Annotated in this window: 18 protein-coding genes; 9 read left to right on the top strand and 9 right to left on the bottom strand. The window is 68.5% G+C overall.

Annotation, left to right across the window (positions count from 1 at the left end; genetic code table 11):
* Positions 1–49: 49 nt before the first annotated feature.
* The 4 genes from ACZ3HV_RS27425 to ACZ3HV_RS27410 all read right to left on the bottom strand — a co-directional run bounded on the left by ACZ3HV_RS27425 (position 50) and on the right by ACZ3HV_RS27410 (position 3464).
* Positions 50–934 carry a sigma-70 family RNA polymerase sigma factor gene (locus ACZ3HV_RS27425; RefSeq protein ID WP_465688050.1) on the bottom strand — a complete coding sequence of 295 codons (885 nt, stop codon included), beginning with the start codon at positions 932–934 and terminating at the stop codon, positions 50–52.
* Between the two features lie 93 nt (positions 935–1027).
* Positions 1028–1534 (bottom strand): SRPBCC family protein, encoded by a 507-nt coding sequence (locus ACZ3HV_RS27420; RefSeq protein WP_465688048.1) that lies wholly within the window; start codon positions 1532–1534, stop codon positions 1028–1030.
* Positions 1531–1845 carry an ArsR/SmtB family transcription factor gene (locus tag ACZ3HV_RS27415; protein ID WP_465688046.1) on the bottom strand — a complete coding sequence of 105 codons (315 nt, stop codon included), beginning with the start codon at positions 1843–1845 and terminating at the stop codon, positions 1531–1533. The genes ACZ3HV_RS27420 and ACZ3HV_RS27415 overlap by 4 nt, the downstream gene beginning before the upstream one ends.
* A gap of 47 nt (positions 1846–1892) precedes the next feature.
* The gene (locus tag ACZ3HV_RS27410; protein WP_465688044.1) at positions 1893–3464 is read right to left on the bottom strand and encodes an amidohydrolase family protein; all 1572 of its coding nucleotides are present in this window, start codon (positions 3462–3464) and stop codon (positions 1893–1895) included.
* Between the two features lie 79 nt (positions 3465–3543).
* Here ACZ3HV_RS27410 and ACZ3HV_RS27405 point away from each other — a divergent pair, with 79 nt between their 5' ends.
* Genes ACZ3HV_RS27405 through ACZ3HV_RS27395 form a run of 3 tightly spaced genes read left to right on the top strand, consistent with a single transcriptional unit; the run spans position 3544 to position 6339 of the window.
* Complete coding sequence (locus ACZ3HV_RS27405; protein WP_465688042.1) at positions 3544–4320, top strand: uracil-DNA glycosylase family protein; 777 nt, start codon at positions 3544–3546, stop codon at positions 4318–4320.
* A gap of 31 nt (positions 4321–4351) precedes the next feature.
* The gene (locus ACZ3HV_RS27400; protein ID WP_465688040.1) at positions 4352–5221 is read left to right on the top strand and encodes an exodeoxyribonuclease III; all 870 of its coding nucleotides are present in this window, start codon (positions 4352–4354) and stop codon (positions 5219–5221) included.
* Positions 5221–6339 carry a hypothetical protein gene (locus ACZ3HV_RS27395; RefSeq protein ID WP_465688038.1) on the top strand — a complete coding sequence of 373 codons (1119 nt, stop codon included), beginning with the start codon at positions 5221–5223 and terminating at the stop codon, positions 6337–6339. The genes ACZ3HV_RS27400 and ACZ3HV_RS27395 overlap by 1 nt, the downstream gene beginning before the upstream one ends.
* Here ACZ3HV_RS27395 and ACZ3HV_RS27390 read toward each other — a convergent pair.
* Positions 6336–6836 (bottom strand): mycothiol transferase, encoded by a 501-nt coding sequence (locus ACZ3HV_RS27390; protein ID WP_465688036.1) that lies wholly within the window; start codon positions 6834–6836, stop codon positions 6336–6338. The two genes, ACZ3HV_RS27395 and ACZ3HV_RS27390, sit on opposite strands and share 4 nt — an antisense overlap.
* Before the next feature lie 50 nt (positions 6837–6886).
* Here ACZ3HV_RS27390 and ACZ3HV_RS27385 point away from each other — a divergent pair, with 50 nt between their 5' ends.
* Complete coding sequence (locus tag ACZ3HV_RS27385) at positions 6887–7918, top strand: aldo/keto reductase (RefSeq protein WP_465688034.1); 1032 nt, start codon at positions 6887–6889, stop codon at positions 7916–7918.
* Here ACZ3HV_RS27385 and ACZ3HV_RS27380 read toward each other — a convergent pair.
* Positions 7899–8513 carry a hypothetical protein gene (locus ACZ3HV_RS27380; protein ID WP_465688032.1) on the bottom strand — a complete coding sequence of 205 codons (615 nt, stop codon included), beginning with the start codon at positions 8511–8513 and terminating at the stop codon, positions 7899–7901. The two genes, ACZ3HV_RS27385 and ACZ3HV_RS27380, sit on opposite strands and share 20 nt — an antisense overlap.
* 24 nt (positions 8514–8537) lie before the next feature.
* On the opposite strand from ACZ3HV_RS27380, the gene ACZ3HV_RS27375 reads away from it, so the two are divergent.
* Positions 8538–9278, top strand: a complete 741-nt coding sequence (locus ACZ3HV_RS27375; RefSeq protein WP_465688031.1) for a DUF5995 family protein — start codon at positions 8538–8540, stop codon at positions 9276–9278.
* Here ACZ3HV_RS27375 and ACZ3HV_RS27370 read toward each other — a convergent pair.
* A complete protein-coding gene (locus tag ACZ3HV_RS27370; RefSeq protein ID WP_465688030.1) occupies positions 9275–9979 on the bottom strand; it encodes a M50 family metallopeptidase in 705 nt (234 codons plus the stop codon). The genes ACZ3HV_RS27375 and ACZ3HV_RS27370 overlap by 4 nt on opposite strands.
* Before the next feature lie 128 nt (positions 9980–10107).
* Here ACZ3HV_RS27370 and ACZ3HV_RS27365 point away from each other — a divergent pair, with 128 nt between their 5' ends.
* From ACZ3HV_RS27365 to ACZ3HV_RS27355, 3 genes are read left to right on the top strand one after another with little or no spacing between them, the layout of a single operon-like run.
* A complete protein-coding gene (locus ACZ3HV_RS27365; RefSeq protein WP_465688028.1) occupies positions 10108–12231 on the top strand; it encodes a S41 family peptidase in 2124 nt (707 codons plus the stop codon).
* Between the two features lie 9 nt (positions 12232–12240).
* Positions 12241–13467 (top strand): aconitase X, encoded by a 1227-nt coding sequence (locus ACZ3HV_RS27360; RefSeq protein WP_465688026.1) that lies wholly within the window; start codon positions 12241–12243, stop codon positions 13465–13467.
* Positions 13464–13934, top strand: coding sequence for an aconitase X swivel domain-containing protein (locus ACZ3HV_RS27355; RefSeq protein WP_465688024.1), 471 nt, complete (start codon positions 13464–13466; stop codon positions 13932–13934). Before ACZ3HV_RS27360 ends, ACZ3HV_RS27355 begins: the two co-directional genes overlap by 4 nt.
* Here ACZ3HV_RS27355 and ACZ3HV_RS27350 read toward each other — a convergent pair.
* Positions 13897–15084, bottom strand: a complete 1188-nt coding sequence (locus ACZ3HV_RS27350; RefSeq protein WP_465688022.1) for an MFS transporter — start codon at positions 15082–15084, stop codon at positions 13897–13899. The genes ACZ3HV_RS27355 and ACZ3HV_RS27350 overlap by 38 nt on opposite strands.
* Positions 15085–15341: 257 nt before the next feature.
* Between ACZ3HV_RS27350 and ACZ3HV_RS27345 the strand changes: the two genes are divergently transcribed.
* Positions 15342–16154 (top strand): phosphatase PAP2 family protein, encoded by an 813-nt coding sequence (locus tag ACZ3HV_RS27345; protein WP_465688020.1) that lies wholly within the window; start codon positions 15342–15344, stop codon positions 16152–16154.
* Here the strand turns inward: ACZ3HV_RS27345 and ACZ3HV_RS27340 are convergent.
* Entirely contained in the window at positions 16106–18295 is a 2190-nt protein-coding gene (locus ACZ3HV_RS27340; protein ID WP_465688018.1) for a bifunctional SulP family inorganic anion transporter/carbonic anhydrase, read from the bottom strand. The genes ACZ3HV_RS27345 and ACZ3HV_RS27340 overlap by 49 nt on opposite strands.
* Between the last annotated feature and the right edge of the window lie 33 nt (positions 18296–18328).

The following is an 18328-nucleotide window of genomic DNA, read 5'->3' as shown; positions in this document are numbered from 1 at the left end:
GCGGGCGGTTGGGTTCGCGCCTGTGGGTGGGGCTTCCGGGCCGATCTGGCTAGGCGGCGTAGTCGCGGAGGTGGTGGTGGGGGCGGCGGCGTAGGAGGCGGAGGGCTTCTTTTTCCAGGGTTCGGATTTGGTCGGGGTGGAGGTTGAGGGCGGTGGCCGCTTCTTCTGGGGTGCTGGGGGTGTGGCCCTCCAGGCCGTAGCGGTGGTGGAGGACTGACTGGTGGAGGTCGTCCAGGAATTGGAGGTGGTGGGCGATGTCGCGGCGGAGGGCGGCGCGGAGGACGATCGCGTCGTCGTCGATGACTGGCTCGGAGTCGTCCAGGTCCAGGGTCTCGGGGTGGATTCGCCAGGCCTGGGCGCGTTCGACGCGGGCTACGGTGAGGGCGCTTGCGGTGGCCAGGTCTGCGGTGGTTGGTTCGCGGCCCAGCGACTGGGTCAGGTCGTGGCGGAGGGACGCGATCCGGCAGGCGTCGGCGTACGCCTGGGCGGGCATCCGGACCAGCCGGGAGCGGTCAGAGATGGCGCGGCCGATCGACTGCCGGATCCACCAGATCGCGTACGTCGAGAACCGGTGGCCCAGTCGGTGGTCGAAGCGCTCAACGGCCCGCATCAGGCCGATGTTGCCCTCCTGGATCAGATCCAGGAGCGAGATGCCCTTGCCGGTGTATCGCCGGGCCAGCGATACGACCAGTCGCAGGTTGCCCTCGATCATCCGTCGCCACGACTGCTTCCCGAGCGCGACCACCTGTCGCAGGTCGGCCGGATCGTGACGCCCCGGTTCGTCACTCAGCCGTTCGGCCGCCAGCAATCCTGCCTCGATCCAGTACGAGTGCTCGTGCACCTCTTCCAGAGTCAGTAGTTCGTGCCGCCCGATGTCGCGCAGATACGCCACCAGCGCTGTCACATCCGCCGGCTCGCAGTCCAGTTCAGCCATCCGTTCCCCTCTCTCCTGACAAAGAGAGTGCCGTGATCAGACCACCGGGAACCGGGTGACTTTCCGTATGTGGATAACTACTTGCTGCAGCAGTCAGTTCCAGGCCGAGTACGACGGCGCGACTTCGGCGTACCGGTCCGACCAGTTGGGGAGGTCGGTGCCGGCGAGGTGGGCGTCGAGGCGGTCGAAGAAGGCGTGGGTGCCGGGGATGAAGCCGCGGGCGTTGGTGACGGACAGGCCGGTGTGGGTGAAGGTGAGCAGCGTGCCGTCGCCGTCGGGGGTGAGTTCGTAGCGGACGGCGCTGTCCTCGACGATCCGCTGGCGCCACTCGTGCTCGAGGACGTGCGGCGGGTCCCAGACGAGGATTCGCCCGGTCAGCCGCTTGGCGTCGGGAGCGGCCGGTGGCTCGTCGGGCATCATCTCGATCCTGCCGCCGGTGCGGCCGTCGATGACGGTCTCGCCGAACCACGCCTTCCGTTCGAGCGGATCGGTGAGCGCCGCCCACACGACCTCGATCGGATGGGGGAGGTGGCGCCGGAACGTCATGGTGGCGCGGTGGCCGTCGATGGTCAGGTCGCCGTAGCGGTCGGTCAGGCTCATTCGGTGGACTCCTTCTGGTCGAGGTGCTGCTCGAGGGCGTCGAGGTGCCGCGGCCAGTACTTGCGGTACTGGCTGATCCAGGTCTCGATCTCGAGCAGCCGGTCCGCGCGCAGGGCGTAGATCCGCCGCCGGCCGTCCGGCCGGACCTCGACCAGGCCGACCTCGCGCAGGATCCGCAGATGCCGCGACACCGCCGGCTGGGTCAGCCGGTCCAGGTGCGCGACCAGCTCACCGGCCGGTCGATCCCGCTCGGCGAGGAGGTCCAGAACTTCCCGTCGGCTCGGCTCAGCGATCGCCTCGAACACATCCATGGCCAGAAGTATTACAGAAGGCGTATATACACTTCAAGTGATATGTCTCAGGCGTACGCGCGGAGGCCGCTGAGTAGGCCGTGGTGGAAGGGGTTGGCGTCGACCGCGTCGAACCAGCTGGTCCCGGTGGTCAGCGGTTCGAGCGGTGGGATGGTGACGGCCTCCGGGGTGGCGCCGGCCGGGCCGCGGCGGCGGACCTGGACGTCGAGCTCAGGTGCGGGCATGTCCGGGAGAAGCACGAAGCCGTCAGCGCCGACGTCCGTGGCGCTGAAGGTGTCGAAGGTGGCGGGGTCTGCGCCACCGGAGACGAGGCCGTCGAACACGCCTTGGTCAGCCAATGCGGCGAAGGTCGTTGCGGCTCGGTTGGCGGCGCCCGAGGGGTCGGAGCGGATCTGCTCCAGCTCGGCGATCACCGTCTTCCACGTCACGGCCGGGTCGCCGTAGTCGATGCTGCGGGAGAGCTTGCCGACCGTGATCTGGGTTGCCGACGGAGCCAGGGGTTTCATCAATGAGCGCAGGCCGTAGCGTGCCCGTCCGCCGACCACCACGAGCCGGATGCCCGCCTCGGTGGCCTCGATCAGGCTGCGGTGGACGTCGGTGCCAGACCGCCGTACGACGATCAGATCGGCCAGCGCGCCACGGGCGAGCTGTCCGACCGGATGCGGCCAGACGCCGGACAACGCCTCGCCTGGGTTGGACGTTGTCATCCGCACCAATTCCTCATCGGTGAACACCGACTCGGCCTTGTTCCACAGGTCGGCGACCTTCAACTCCCACAGCACATTGCGCGTCCCCGACGGTCCCCAGTCCGACCCGATGCACAGTCGTACGCCGGCCGCGTGAGCGGTGCGCACGTCCGCCGTCGCGCCGTACAGCCAGAGGTTGGAGAACGGCGACCACACCAGGCTCGAATTCCCCGCCTTCATCGCGGCGAAATCGTCAGCGTTCAACGCGCCCCCGTGAATCGCCACCAGTTGCGGTTTCACCACCCCGACCTGCTCGAGCAACCCGAACTCCGAGCGCAGTTTCGGATCCGACCCCTCGGCCGAGTGCGCGATGAATCCGCGGCCGAGCTCGACCGCCTCCGCATAGGGCGCCAGCGCTTCCTTGCTGTCGGCAACCAGTGTGCTGACCCGGATGAAGTCGTCATGGGTGCCGAGTTTCTCGGAGTCGACGTTCCGGATCAGGTCGTTGTCCGGCGGTACGGCGCCCCGCGGGTTGCCCTGGATCGACGTCGTACCGCCGACGATCGCCCGCGTCTCGACGTACCTCAGCAAGGCTCGGCCGGCGGCCGCACCGAGCAGCCGGGCCGGCTGGCTGATCTGCGCGCTGTACGTCGGCGCCCGCCCCCACTGGTTGTGCGAGGTCCACGGAACCTTGCGCGAAGGCTCGGTCCACAAGGGCAGGCTGTTGTACATCAAATGATTGTGTAGATCGATCAGCCCGGGAAAGATCAGCCCACCCGCCGTGATCCGCGCGGCGTTCTCGAAACCCGGCGGTTCTGCGTCGATCGGCGTGACCGCCGCGATCAGGCCGTCGTCGCCGACATAGACCGCGCCTTTCGGAAGCACCTGCCCGTCCGGCCGCATCGTCACCACGGTTCCACGCAGTACGAACATGGCTTTCCCTCCCGTACAATCCCCATTGCCGCCCTGTTCACGAGCGTAAGTCACGCATCGTCGAGGGGGAGGTATTTCGATGGCTGACTTCGATCCCGGCCCGCCCGCCCTGGTGGCGCGGCACTTCGCGAAAGTGCCCAGTTATGCGGACTATCGGGAATTGTTCTGGTACGACTGGGGGCCGGTGTTCTATCGCGGCCGGCTGAACCGCACCGCCCGGTTGCTCGCGATCGCGTCCGATCCCGGACCGACCGAACGCGTCGCCGGACGCACGCTGGTCGGCGACGCGGGTCAACGCGTGCAGGGATTCCTGACGAAGCTCGGCCTGACCCAGAGCTACGCGCTCGTCAACGCCTACGCGTACGCACTGCGGCCCTCGCGCGCCATGCAAGCCGCGCCGCTGCTGTCCCGGCCGGACCAGTTGGACTGGCGCAACACGCTGCTGCGGATGATCACCGGGCCGGAGTTGCAGGCGATCGTCGCGTTCGGGGCGCAGGCACGGTCCGCAGTGCGGCTCTGGGACGACAAGCCGAACCTGCCGATCTTCGAGGTGCCGCATCCGTCCAGCCGCGATCCACAGGCCCTGGTCGACAGTTGGCGGCAGGCCGTGACCGAGTTGCGGGCCGTCGTCACCCCGGACCTCGACGGAGATCCCGCCGTACCGAACTACGGCCCGAAGTTCCTCGAGACCGACTACGCGCCGATCCCGCCGCGCGACCTGCCGTTCGGCGTACCGCCGTGGCTCGGTGACGACGCGTGGGGCCGTAAGGACAAACCGCGCCACAACAACAGCGTCGAGCGCCCGGAGGAGGATCTCCTCAACACATTGGTCTGGCGGGCTCCCAAACTGGGCTGAAATGGTCCGTTGCTGGGTTTACCGTGATCCAGTGCGAGTGGCTACCTGGAATGTGAACTCGGTCAAGCAGCGGATGCCCCGGTTGTTGGGCTGGCTGGATGAGCGGCAGCCCGACGTGGTGTGCCTGCAGGAGACGAAGCTGGCCGACGACGCGTTCACCGCGCTGCTCGGCGACGAGCTGGCGGAACGCGGTTACGAGACCGCCCTGTACGGCGAAGTGCAGTGGAACGGCGTCGCCCTGCTGTCCAAGGTCGGCCTCGAGGACGTGGCGACCGGGGTGGCAGGAGCGCCGGGATTCCCCAATCCCGAGGCCCGGGCGGTCGCGGCGACCTGTGGTGGCATCCGGATCCACTCGCTCTACGTGCCGAACGGTCGCGTCCCGGACTCCGATCACTACCAGTACAAGCTGGCCTGGCTCGAAGCGCTGAAAGACGTCATCGCAGCCGGTCCGGCCGACCAGATCGTCTGTGGCGACATGAACATCGCCCCGACCGACGCCGACGTCTTCGACCCAGCGGCGTACGTCGGTGAGACGCATGTGACCGCGCCCGAGCGGCAGGCGCTCGCGGACCTGATGGCCGCCAAGGGGCTGCACGACGTCGTCCGCGATCGCTGGCCCGACCAGCGTGTCTTCAGCTACTGGGACTACCGCGCCGGCATGTTCCACCAGGACCTCGGTATGCGGATCGACCTGATGCTCGCGACCGATCCGGTGGCCGAGCGGGTCAAGGCGGCGTGGATCGATCGCAAGGCCCGCAAGGGGACCGGACCGAGCGACCATGCGCCGGTGATCATCGACCTCGACGTCGCGCCCGACGGCGACATCGGCCCGGTTGTACCACCGCCGTCCGCGCCGCGGACCGGCCGCAAGACCACCACCAAGCTCCCTCAGAACCGCTGATGCGGCGCGTCGTCGCGGTCGCGCTCCTGCTAGCGGCCCTCGCAGCCTGCACGAATGACAAGTCCCCGGCAGCACCGCCGGCGGTCGCGTGGTCGAAGGTCGACGTCGGTACGGCGGAGCCCGTCGTACTCACGGAACACGGCGACCAACTGCTCGTGGGCCTGCGACACCGTGGCGCCAAGGTCGTCCCGGAGCTCCTCCTGCTCGACGGAGACAAACGCACGCCGATCGCGGTCAGACCGAACCCCGCGAGCCCCTACGCCTTCGAAGCCATCTGGTACTCGATCGCGTATGACGGCAAGCAGTTGCTCGCCCTCGGGGGAGCGGCCGGCGGCGCGCACTCCAACACGCGCTGGACGGTGTGGACCGGGACGCCCCAGACCGGACTCATCGAGCGTCCGCAGGACTTCTTCACGTTCGGCGGCCAAACCGCGGGTGACCTGTACAGCGCGGTCATCACCCCGAGCGGCCGGGCGCTGCTCGGTTCGTGGGGCGGTGTGGAGACCGGCAACGACGCCATGGTGTGGCTACCGCAGGGCGACGCCAAGTGGACCCGGCAGAATCCGGCCAAGACCGCCCTGCAGAGTACGCCGTCCCTCCTGGTCGGCCCCGGCTTCGGTACGACGCTCGGCGAGAGCATCGTCCTGGTCGGCTCCCAGGTCCGCCTCGCGCCGAATGTGGTCGCCCAGGAGGCAGCCGTCTGGCGATCCACCAAGCTCAACCAGGGCTGGTCCCGGATCGCGCTTCCGGACCCAGGCAACCGCAGTCAGGCGAACACCGCGACCTGCGACAAGGATTGCGTCATCTCCGGGTACGTCGACGGGAAGCTCGCGATCTGGCAGCTGGACCACACCGGCCAGGCCACGCGGCTCAAGGACGTCCCGGCGATCCCGGTGGGCGACAAGGACAAGCTGCCGCCGCCGGTCGTCGACGGCGACAAGGTCGTCCAGATCGTTGCTCAGGACAACAAGGTGAAGGTGCTGACGGGCCAGGATGGTCACTGGACCACGCAGGAGTCGCAAGGCCCGGAGGGGCAGGTCACCGACGCGGTCCTGCTGCCGAACCACAAGCTCTACCTGATCGCCGGCACCTCCCTGTGGGAAACCACCCTCAGCTAGCTGAGCAGACCCTTCACGTACGCCGCCTGACCGGAGTGCTGGGCGCAGTCGTCGATCACGCTGACCAGCCGCACGCCGAGCGTGACCGGCGGGTTCCACCGGCGGTCGACGATCCGGTCGAGACCCTCATCGGTGACCGTCTTCAGGAACTCCACCGTGCGCGCGTGCACGGCGTCGTAGTACCCGAGCAGTTGCTCGGCCGAGAGCTGGACCAGCGCCACCTGGTCCGAGGAGTGCGCATACCCGGTGTCGGCCGCGTCGAGGGGCAGCCCGAGCCGCTCGTGCCAGCCGTCCGCGGTGTGGACCTGCTCATACCCGCCGGCGTCGGCGAGGTGGTCGTCCTGGACCCGGGTCAGGTGCCAGACCAGCCACGCGATCGAGTTGGCCGTGTCCCCGGGCCGGGTCGCGAGCGTCTTGTCGTCGAGACCCTCCACGACGTCGTGCACGACCTCCTGGATCCGGCTGTGTGCGTCGATGAGCAGTTCACTTGTCTTCATGACGGCCACCGTAGTCTTCAACACGGACAGTTCTATGAGAGGGAGCAACCGTGGAATACCGCACTCTCGGTACGAGTGGCGCCGTCGTCTCGACGTACGCGCTCGGCACCATGACGTTCGGCAACGAGACTGACGAGCCCGGCTCGCACGCGCAGCTGGACCGGTACGTCGAAGCCGGCGGCAATTTCATCGACACCGCTGACGTCTACACGGCCGGCGTGTCCGAGGACATCGTCGGTCGCTGGCTGGCGAAGAGTTCCGCGCGCGACAGCGTCGTACTCGCCACCAAGGGCCGGTTCCCGACCGGCGACGGACCCAACGACGTCGGTACGTCGCGCCGCCACCTCCGCCGCGCTCTGGAGGCGTCGCTGAGCCGCCTCGGCGTCGATCACATCGACCTCTACCAGCTGCACGCGTGGGATCCGGTCACGCCGCTCGAGGAGACGCTCAGCTTCCTGGAGGACGCCGTCCGCGCCGGGAAGATCTCGTACGGCGGCCTGTCGAACTTCACCGGGTGGCAGCTGCAGAAGGCGTGCGACCTGATCGCCCACCGTGGCTGGTCGCCGCTCGTCACGCTGCAGCCGCAGTACAACCTGCTGGTCCGTGAGATCGAGTGGGAGATCGTCCCGGCCGCGCAGGAGAACGGACTAGGCCTGTTGCCGTGGTCGCCGCTCGGCGGCGGCTGGCTGACCGGGAAGTACTCCTTCGACGAGCTGCCGACCGGCGCCACCCGGCTCGGCGAGAACCCGGATCGCGGTGTCGAGTCGTGGCATCGCCGCAGCCAGAACCAGCGCGTGCGCGACGTGGTCGGCGCGGTCCGGGAGATCGCGGAAGCTCGTGGCATCTCGATGGCGCAGGTCGCTCTCGCCTGGCTCGTCGACCGCCCGGCGATGACGTCGGTGATCCTCGGCGCCCGCACGCTGGAACAGCTCGACGACAACCTCGCCGCCGCGGACCTGCACCTGACCGCGGACGAGACCGACAAGCTCGACCGGGCCAGCGATCCCGGTGCGGCGGACTACCCGTACGGCGGCCCCGGCGTCGCGCAGCGCGACCGCCCGATCATCGGGGGTCGCGGCTGACCACTGGCTCCACCGCAGCGCGGAGGGCGGCGTACGACGCGACCAGTGCGCGCCGCTCCTCCGCGAGCAGCGGATCGTCGAGCCGGCGCCCGGCCTGGACCCAGCGGTCGGACAGCAACATCGCCTCGACCCGTTTGCGCGCCGCCGAGCGCATCGCCTCGCGATCGCCGCCGTCGTACACATACGCGTACAGATCGATCAGCGCGTTCTCGAGCTGCTCCTCGGTGACCGACTCGTCGTGCTGGTTGGCCCGATGGACCCGCCACCACTCGACCTCCAGCCAGGCGGCCCGCGCCGGGTCGAACAGGAGTCCATCCGAGTCTCGGACGAGCTCGTAGAAGCGGCGCATGTACGCGCGGGCCGCATCCGGCTGGTTGTCCGGGAACGGCGACCACATCTGGTTGGCCCGCAGCACGTACCAGGCTCCGGCCAGGGTCCGGCGCGGTGACATCCCGAATCCGGCCGCGACCATTCCGACTGATGCGACCATGAACCGCCGCCACTCGTGCCGGTAGTAGGACGCCCAGGCGTCGGTTTCACGGTTGCCGACGACCACTGGGTCGAAGGACAGTGGACTTGTTCTGGTGCCCCGCATGATCCCTCCCCCTGAGGAGATCCGATGAACGATGGTAGTCCGATAGCCGGTGTGGTCGCGCGGATGCGGCAGCGAATGGACGATCTGCCGGACGGACTCGCGCACCGCCGGGTCTTCCTCGGGACCTACCTGCGGACGACGCAGGCGGTCGGGGCAGCGATCGACCGGGCCCGCTTCGAGGACCCGGACTGGGTCGAGGACTGGGACGTGAAGTTCGCCGAGCTGTACCTGCACGCCCATGATGCGGACCTCAACGGAGGCGGTGTCCCCCGGCCCTGGCGGTTGGCGTTCGATGCGTCGGCGGACCTGCCCGGGCTGGCGCATGTGCTGCTCGGCATCAATGCGCACGTCAACTACGACCTGCCGCAGGCGCTGCTGGCCGTCATCAGCGACGACGACTTCCTGGATCCGTTCCTGATGGATCGGCGGCGACGAGACCATGAGCGGATCGACGGTGTCCTGGCCGAGCGGGTGGGTGCGGAGGACGGCGAGCTTGCGGCCACCGGGCCGAAGAGTCTGCTCGATCAGGTGCTGACGCCGCTCAACCGCTTGTCCTCACGACGGTTCTTGCGCGAGTCCCGGCAGAAGGTCTGGCACAACACCATCGAACTGCAGAAGGCACGTGTGCAAGGCACCTACGCACAACGTCTGGCGGAGCTGGAGTTGTTGAGCGCCGCGAAGGTTGCCGACCTGCTCAGGCCAGGACAAGTCCTGCTCCGCCTGGCACTCACCGGCTTCGGTGTGACCCTGCCACCACCGGTCTAGCCCGGCAGCACCCCGGACCACACCACGCCAAGCGCCAAACACCCAAGCGTTACCAGTCCGAACACGCCGACCCACATCACCGCCGGTACGCCGGTAAGCCGCCGAAGCTGATCCGCGTCCGAACTCCGCCCCTGCCCACCACGCCGTGAGTGCTGCAACTCCAGTACGGCGCGCGGCGCAGCCAGCAGAAGGAACCACGTAAGCAGTTGAGCGAACGCGGACTGGACCGACGGTGAACCCCACCACGTCACCCCGAAGACCACCGCACCGAAGACCACGACCGACCAAAGCCCGTAGAGATTGCGGATCTGGAGCAGCAGGATCACCAGCGCGACCAACAGTCCCCAGAGCAAGGCAACGGGGTACCCACGGCTCAGTACGAACGCGGCGGCGAGGCCGAAGAGGGCGGGACCGGGATAGCCGGCGAGCAGTACGGCGATCATCCCCGGACCGGTCGGATGGCCGCGCGACACGGTGACTCCGGACGTGTCCGAATGCAAGCGAATCCCGGCCAGCTTGCGTCCGACCAGTGCGGCGATCAGACCGTGCGCGCCTTCGTGGGCGATCGTCACGACCTGCCGTGTCAACCGCCAGAACGGTCGCCACGCGATCAGCAGCAGGGCGACGACGCCCGTACCGATCACCACCCGCAGCGATGGATCCGCCTGTGCCGACGTGATGCTGTCCCAGAACTCACTCACCCGCCCATCCTTGCAGCCGGGCGGTCAACCACTGACCGTTGACATCACCGGGTGCGCGGACGACGGTTGAGAGATCGCGACCCGGGGAGGGGCGCTGTATTGGGGGAGTCATGTCTCAGCCACGCAGCATGAAGGGCACGGGGAAGACGACCGCGGCGAAGAAGACCGCCGCACCAAGGAAGACCGCAGTCAAGAAAACCACCACAGCGAAGAAGACCACCGCCGCGAAGAAGACATCCGCAGCGAAGAAGACCACCGCCCGGCGGGAGCCGGCGAAGACGGCGACGGGGACGAAACGCGCCGCCCGCGCATCCGTCGCGAGTACGACCAGAACCCCTACGTCGACGGCCGTGACGGAACAGGCCGCCCTCGTGCCGCTGACCGACTTCCTGGAATCGGCGGGCACCTTGACCCTCGATCAGCGCAAGCTCCTGGTCGACCAGGCACTCCTGCTGCTCAGCGAGAACTACGTGCATCTGCCGCTGAAGGTCGCGATGCACGCGGTCAATCCGTTGCAGCGCCTGCGCGTGATGCGGGCCCGGATGGAACGCCAGACCCCCGCCACGATGGAAGCCGAGTGGATCTTCCACCGCGCGATGTCGAGCATCTTCCACTCGGTCCGCGACCTGCACACCAATTACCTGCTGCCGGTGCCGTTCGCCGGGAAGATCGCGTTCCTGCCGTTCATGATCGAGAAGTGCTCCGACGATTCCGGTGACGAGCACTACCTGATCACCCGGACCATCACCGGCTACTCGGCGCCGCAGTTCGGACCGGGGGCCGAGGTGACGCACTGGAACGGTACGCCGATCGCTCGCGCTGTCGCGTTGAACGGCGCCGTGTTCGCCGGCAGCAACGACGCGGCCAACCTGGCCCGCGGCCTGGAGTCGCTCACGCTGCGCCCGCTGGTGATCCAGGCACCGCCGGACGAGGACTGGGTGACGCTGTCCTACATCGGTCTCGACGGCTCAAAGCAGGAACTGCGTGAGCAGTGGAAGGTCACCACCAACCTCCCGCCGATGACGGACCTGGACGCGATCAGCGAGGCGTCCGCGTTGATGGGTCTGGACCTGGACTCCGACGAGAAGGCGCGCGCGAAGAAGGCGCTGTACGTCCGCGACGTCGTCGACCTGGAACGCGGCCAGAGCTCCGCCGAGCTGAGCACCCCGGCCGCGGTCAGCGGGGCCGACGTCCCGACCACGATGCCCGGCGTCTTCCGGGCCCGCCAGGTCAGCACCCCGTCCGGGACCTTCGGGCATCTGCGCATCTTCACGTTCAGCGTGCAGGACCCGGTCGCGTTCCGGGACGAGTTCATCCGGCTGGCCGGCCTGCTGCCGCAGAACGGCCTGATCGTGGATGTCCGCGACAACGGCGGCGGGCACATCTACGCCAGCGAGTTCACCCTGCAGACGATGACGCCGCGGCACATCTCGCCGGAGCCGGTGCAGTTCATCAGTACGCCGCTCAACCTCAGGATCTGCCGCCGGCACCAGGACAACCCGGCCGGCATCGACCTCGGTCCGTGGTTCGGCTCGCTCGACCTGGCCACCGAGACCGGATCACCGTACTCGGCCGCGAAGGCGATCACTCCGGAGGACGGCGCGAACGACATCGGTCAGACGTACCACGGCCCGGTGGTGCTGATCACCGACGCCCGGGTGTACTCGGCGACCGACATCTTCGCCGCCGGGTTCGCCGACCACGCCATCGGCACGATCCTCGGCGTCGACGACAACACCGGCGCGGGCGGCGCGAACGTGTGGACCCACGGGTTGCTCGCCGCGTTGCTGAACGAACCACCGCCACCCGACGAGACCTCGCCGTACGTCGCCCTGCCGAACGGGGCGAACATGCGGGTCGCGATCCGGCGCACCTTGCGCGTCGGCGACCTGTCCGGCACGCCGGTCGAGGACCTCGGGGTCAAGCCGACGGAGACCCACCGGATCACCCGTGCCGACCTGCTCGACGGCAACGTCGACCTGCTGAACCGGGCTGGTGCGCTGCTCGCGGCGATGCCGGTCCGCCGGCTCGACCTGAAGACGTCCTTCAGCGGTACGACGCTCATCGTCGAGATCGATGTCCAGGGCATCGATCGGGTCGACATCTACCTCGACGACCGGCCGATCAGCTCCGAGGACCTGACCGGGGTGCCGCTCAGCATCGACATCCTCGAGGTCACCCCCGGCCAGCTCCTGCGTGCCGACGGCTTCGAGTCCGGGGCCCTCGTCTCCTCTCGCCGAATGAAGGTCTAGTTTCAAGGCATGCAAAGCCTCCACCTGACCGCCGAGGAAGAAGCGATGCTCGGCGGTCAGGAGGGAGACGGCGTCGCGCTCGCGATGCGCGTGATCGTCAGCCTGGCGCAGATCTCCGAGGCACCCCGGCTGGTCGAGATCACCTCCGCGCACGTCGACTCGTGCCTGTACCACGGTCAGGTCAGCCTCGACTTCGCGCACCGGCTGGTCGACCTCGGCGCCAAGGTGCGCGTCCCGACCACGCTCAACGTCGGCTCGCTGGATCTCCTGCATCCCGAGCTGGTCCGTGACCGTGACCTCGCGGACGCGGGTCGTGAGCTGATGTCGGCCTACGTCGCGCTCGGGTGTACGCCGAGCTTCACGTGTGCGCCGTACCAGCTGCCGAACCGTCCCGGGCTCGGTGAGCACGTCGCGTGGGCGGAGTCGAACGCGATCGTGTTCGCGAACTCCGTGCTCGGCGCGCGGACCGACCGGTACGGCGACTTCCTCGACATCTGCGCCGCCATCACCGGGCGAGCGCCGTACGCCGGACTCCAGACGACCGAGGCACGGCGGGGGACCGTGGTGTTCGACTGCCGTCCGTTGGGCAGGTTCCTGGAGTCGGAGCTGGCGTACCCGCTGCTCGGGCATCACGTCGGCTCGGTGGTCGGTGCCGGAATCCCTGTGCTGCTGGGGATTCCGGCGGACGTGAGCGAGGACAGGCTGAAGGCTCTCGGGGCGGCGGCTGCTTCGGCTGGAGGAGTCGCGCTGTTCCACGCTGTGGGGGTCACGCCGGAGGCGCCGACGGAGGTGTCCGGCCTGCCGGTCCGCGAGGTCGACCTCACCACACTGCGCGAGGTGCGACGGTCGTTGTCGACGTTCTCCTCGGGCGAGCTCGATGCGATCAGCGTCGGTACGCCGCATGCGTCGTACGCCGAATGTGCCCGACTGGCGGAACTCGTTGGAAGCGGGCCTGCGTTGAAGGTGCCGTTCTACCTGTCGACTGGCCGGGTGACGCGAGCACGCGCGGAGGAGACCGGCATACTGCAGGTCCTCGAGGCCGCGGGGGTGACTGTGGTGGTCGACACCTGCACCTACGTGACGTCGATCCTGTCGCCCGGTTGGAAGAACGTGATGACGAACTCGGGCAAGTGGGCGCACTATGCCCCCGGCAACATCAACGTGTCGGCCGTTCTGGGGTCGCTCGAGGAATGCGTCGCGTCCGCCCGGGCCGGACAGGTGGTGCTCGACGCATGATCGTTTCGGCCCGCACTCTTCACCCCGGCACGGCATCCGGCGACCCGATCCGCCTCACCGCGCCGCTGTCCTTCTGGGGCGGCACCGACGAGCACGGCCGCATCGTCGACGCGCATCACCCGCAATGCGGTGCGATCCTGGCCGGCCGAATCCTGATGATGGAATCCGGGCGCGGCTCCAGCTCGTCGTCCAGCGTCCTCGCCGAGCAGATCCGCGCACGCACCGCCCCCGCCGCCGTCATCCTGGCCCGCCCCGACCCGATCATCCCCCTCGGCGCCCTGATCGCCCGCGAGCTCTACGACCTGGCGACTCCCGTGATCGTCGTCGACCAACCGACGTACGACGCTCTGCCGACCAACGCAATCCTGCAGGTCGAGGCCGGCCCCACCCAAGCCACCATCAGCTGGCCGGGCCCGGTGCCTGCAATACCTACACGGCGGACTCGGCCTTGGTCGGCTGACGCATGAGTACGGCGGTTGCCGCGAAGAGGGCCGCGCAGGCGGTGAGGGCCAGCGGAAGCGTGGTCAGGCGGGCGATGGCGGCGATGGTGAGGCCGCAGATGATTTCGCCGAGATACTCGAGTTGGGCCAGGAACGAGTGCGTGGTGGCGCGGACATCCGCGGTCGTCCGCGCGTTGACCCAGATCGTGCTGATCACTCGCGTGAGTGGGGTGACGATGCCGGCGAGCAGTACGACGGCGATCGCGCCGACGACCGGGTCGCGGGCGAAGGCGAGCATGAGCATGCTGAGTACGCCGGCCACGGCCGCCAGCGCGTAGTCCGTCCGGGCGTGGGCGCCGTCGATCCGGTGGGTCACCAGGCGAAGCGCGATCGCGCCGACGATCAGGCCGATCACGCCGAGGGCGGTGAACCACACGATCGGATCGGGATCGCTGGGCAGCCCGAGGTCGAGGAGCTGCTTCTGGGTGAGCCGGCCGGCCGCGTCCGAGGCGCCGTTGACCAGGAACGTGGCCGCGAAGATGAGGAGGATCGCGCGACTCCGCCGTACGAGCGTGAGACCGCGGCGGAACGTGGTCCAGGACGCCGACCAGCGGGCGGTCCGGATCGGGACGAAGTTGTGCTCGGTGAAGCGGAGAGCGACGTAGAGCGCGAGTGACATCATCGCGGCGCCGGCGATGACGATGGTGAGGTCGCGGCGGGTCGCCCAGGCGAGCAGGCCGAGAACGATCAGCCCGGTCGCGGCGCCGGTCAGCTGAGCGCGGGCGGCACGGGCGAGAACGGCCGTGATCTGGTCCGGCTGGTCGAGTTCGTCGGTGATCCAGGCGACGTCCGAACCACTCGCGAACGTCCACGAGATCCCCCACAGCACCTGGGTCGCGACGAGGGCGGGGAACGACTCGAACAGTCCGGTGGTGAGCATCGCCGTACCCATCAGGAGCTGCGAGATCACCAGGGACCACTTCCGGCTGACGGTATCGGCGAAGACGCCCGCCGGGATCTCGCAAACCAGCGCGAACACCCCCTGCACCGACCCGATCAGCACGAGCTCGGCAGGCGAGAGGCCGGCATCCGCCACCAGATAAACGCTGGTGACCAACCACCACCCGTTGTGCAGGACCGCCCGCATCCACGTCCACCGGATGAACACCGTCACCATTCAGGCAGCCTCCCGGCCCCACACCACCACCGTCCTCCGAAACCCCCGCCGCCCCGAGCGAAGCGAGGGGGGTTCTTTCCTTTGTGTGAGTTGGTTCATATGGTTCGCAACTATCAGCAGGTTGCGATAATTTGAAAGAGTGCCAAGGATCACAGTGGAAAACGAATGACCGTTCTTGATTTCGGGACGGTCCGCGGCGCAGGGTGGATGTTCAGAGAACGAGCGTTCGGTTTGATGTGGGGGTCGACGTGGCGCAGATGACTCTGGAGCGCGTGGGACAGCCGCTCCCGGCGGCCACAACTCATCGCGGGATCTGGCGGATCGTGCGCGAGATTGCATTGCTGGCAGTGCTGTTCGGGGCCTACAACCTCGGCCGGTTCCTGTCCGCGGATCACACGGGATCGGCGTACAGACACGCCGACGAGCTGATCCGGTGGGAGAACTGGCTGGGCCTGCCGAGCGAGGCGACCGTGCAGCGGCAGGCGTTGCGGATCCACGGTTTGGCTGACATCGCCAACGTGTTCTACGCCAGCGTGCACTTCCCGCTGACCGCGGCCGTACTGCTCTGGTTGATGATCCGGCGCCCGGCCGAGTACGGAAAGGCGCGCTGGGCGCTCGCGTCGCTGACCGGGCTGGCGTTGATCGGGCACATGTTCTTCCCGCTCGCACCGCCGCGGATGATGCCGGGCTGGGTGGACACCGGCGTACTGCTCGGGCAGTCCGTGTACGGACCGAGCACCGACTCAGGAGTGGCGAACCAGTTCGCCGCGATGCCGAGTCTGCACGTCGGCTGGGCGTTCATGGTCGCGGTGTTCCTGATCCGGGCGACCCACTCACGCTGGCGGTGGCTGTGGATCGCGCACCCACTGCTCACGTTCACGGTCGTCGTCGTGACCGCCAACCATTACTGGCTCGACGGCCTGGTCGCGATCAGCCTCGCGCTACCGCTGCTCCTGATCTTTGACGTACGGCGGGTGCCCAAACTAAGAATGCCGGGCCCCGCCGACGTCCGTGGGTTGGATCAGCGTGTGCCTGAGGCGGCGAGTTCCTCGTCGGCGCGGACCAGGTAGGGCTCGCGCTCGAGCACCAGCCGCGCCGCCGCCGCGCCGATGTCGAACCACAACCCGATCAGCTCGAGCCGGCCTTCGGCCTCGGCCTGGCGAACACACGCGAAGCTGCGCAGGTTCGCCAGTTGTACGCCGACGTTCGCGACGGACAGCTTGTCGGCCGGGGAGAGTTTCACCCCGGTCGCCGGGTCGACGATGTCCGGCAGCCCGACCGCTCGCCGGACCGACGGTTCGAGGTGGCGCAGCCAGTTCTGCAGGCCTGACCCCGCGGGCACGTTGGCCTCCAGTGCGGCCGCCGCGGCGCCGCAGTGCGAGTGTCCGCAGACCACGATCGACCGCACGCCGAGCACCTCGACGGCGTACTCGATCGCAGCGTCGACGGAGTTGCTGTTCGAGCCCTTCGGCGGAACGAGATTCCCGATGTTCCGCACGCAGAACTGATCGCCCGGACCGCTGGTGGTGATCATCGTCGGCACGATCCGCGAGTCCGCACAGGTGATGAACAGGTGGGCCGGCCGCTGCCCGTCCGCCGCGAGCTTGGCCAGCATCGGCCGGATCTCGTCGGCCGCGGCCTCGAACGCGCGGATGCCGTCGAGCATCGAGACCCGGTGGTCGGGCGCGGGGATGACCTGGGGTTGCCAGGGCAGCATCCGCCGGGCCGGGTCGGAGTGCATCACGGCCCGGAACGCCGCGCGGTTGAGCTCGACCGAGCCGCCGCGCGCGATGTGTCCCCGTCGCCAGTCCTCGATCGCTTCGTACGCCGCATGGTCGAGATGGTCGACGTGCAGGTCGACCCGGACCCGCGCACCGGTCGGAATCGACCGCAGTGCGCGTACCAATGACGCGACGCCGAGGAACACGAGCGTGCCGCGGATCCGCACGGTCCATAGCCCGTCCTCTTCGGTCGCGATGACGGTGGCTCGGGCCAGCCGGTAGAGCACGCGCGCGATCGCGAGCACCAGACCGGTCAGGACACCTTCGGCCAGTCCGAGTACGGCGACGCCCGCCGCGGTCACGACGTAGACGAGCAACTCGTCGTGCCGGCGCAGCGTCCGGATGTGTGCGAGTTGCACCAGACGCAACCCGGTGACGAGTAGGACGCCGGCCAGTGCGGCCATCGGGATCTGTTCGAGCATCGAGCCGGCCGCGAGGACGAACGCGGCGATCCAGATGCCATGCAGGATCGCGGAAGCGCGGGTCCGCGCGCCGGCCGCGACATTGGTGGAGCTGCGCACGATCACGCCGGTCACCGGCATGCCACCGAGTGCGCCGGACACCGCGTTCGCGGCGCCCTGGCCGATCAGCTCACGATCCAGGTTGCTGCGTTTGCCGCGATGAAGCTTGTCCACGGCAACGGCCGACAGCAGCGACTCGACACTGGCGACCAGGGCAACGGTCAGCACCGCGGTCAGGATCTCGACCGGGGTGCCGTCGGGGATCGTGGGCAGGATCAGCTCCTTCAGGGGCTGGTCCGGCAGGTCGACCCGGGTGACGTCGACCATGAACACCGCAGCCAGTGCGGTCACCGCGACCACGGCGACCAGTGGCGCCGGAATCACCGTGACCTTGGGCAGTCTGGGCCACACCAGAACGATGGCGACGGTCAGTACGCCGACCACGACCGAGTGACCGTGGTGGGCGATGAGCTCCGCGGGGAGCGCGGCCACGTTGGCGATCAAGGAACTCTGCGCCTTGCCGCCGAGCACCACATGCAACTGCTGGACGGCGATCGTGACGCCGATGCCCGCGAGCATGCCGTGCACGACGGCGGGGGACAGGGACAGGGCGAGCCGCCCGATCCGGGTGACGCCCAGCAGGATCTGGACGAGGCCGGCGGCGCAGGTGATGCCGGCGGTCGCGGCCCAGCCGAACTGGCTGACGAGACCGGCGACGACAACGGTCAGGCCGGCGGCCGGACCGCTGACCTGCAAGGGGGAGCCGCCGAGCACTCCGGCGACGACACCACCGACCACCGCGGCCACCAGACCGGCGATCAGCGGGGCGCCGGAGGCGGCGGCGATCCCCAGGGAGAGGGGTACTGCGATCAGGAAGACCACCAGCGAGGCCGGGAGGTCGTGGTGAAGGACCGACTTCCACCTGGACTCAGCAGGATCGGAAGAAGGCGGGGAATGGGAGGTTGACATGGTCGGCACGGGTCCTCCGGCGTCGGTGCTCTG

Source organism: Kribbella sp. NPDC020701 (assembly GCF_055562215.1).
This window is presented reverse-complemented; position numbering and strand designations above follow the sequence as displayed.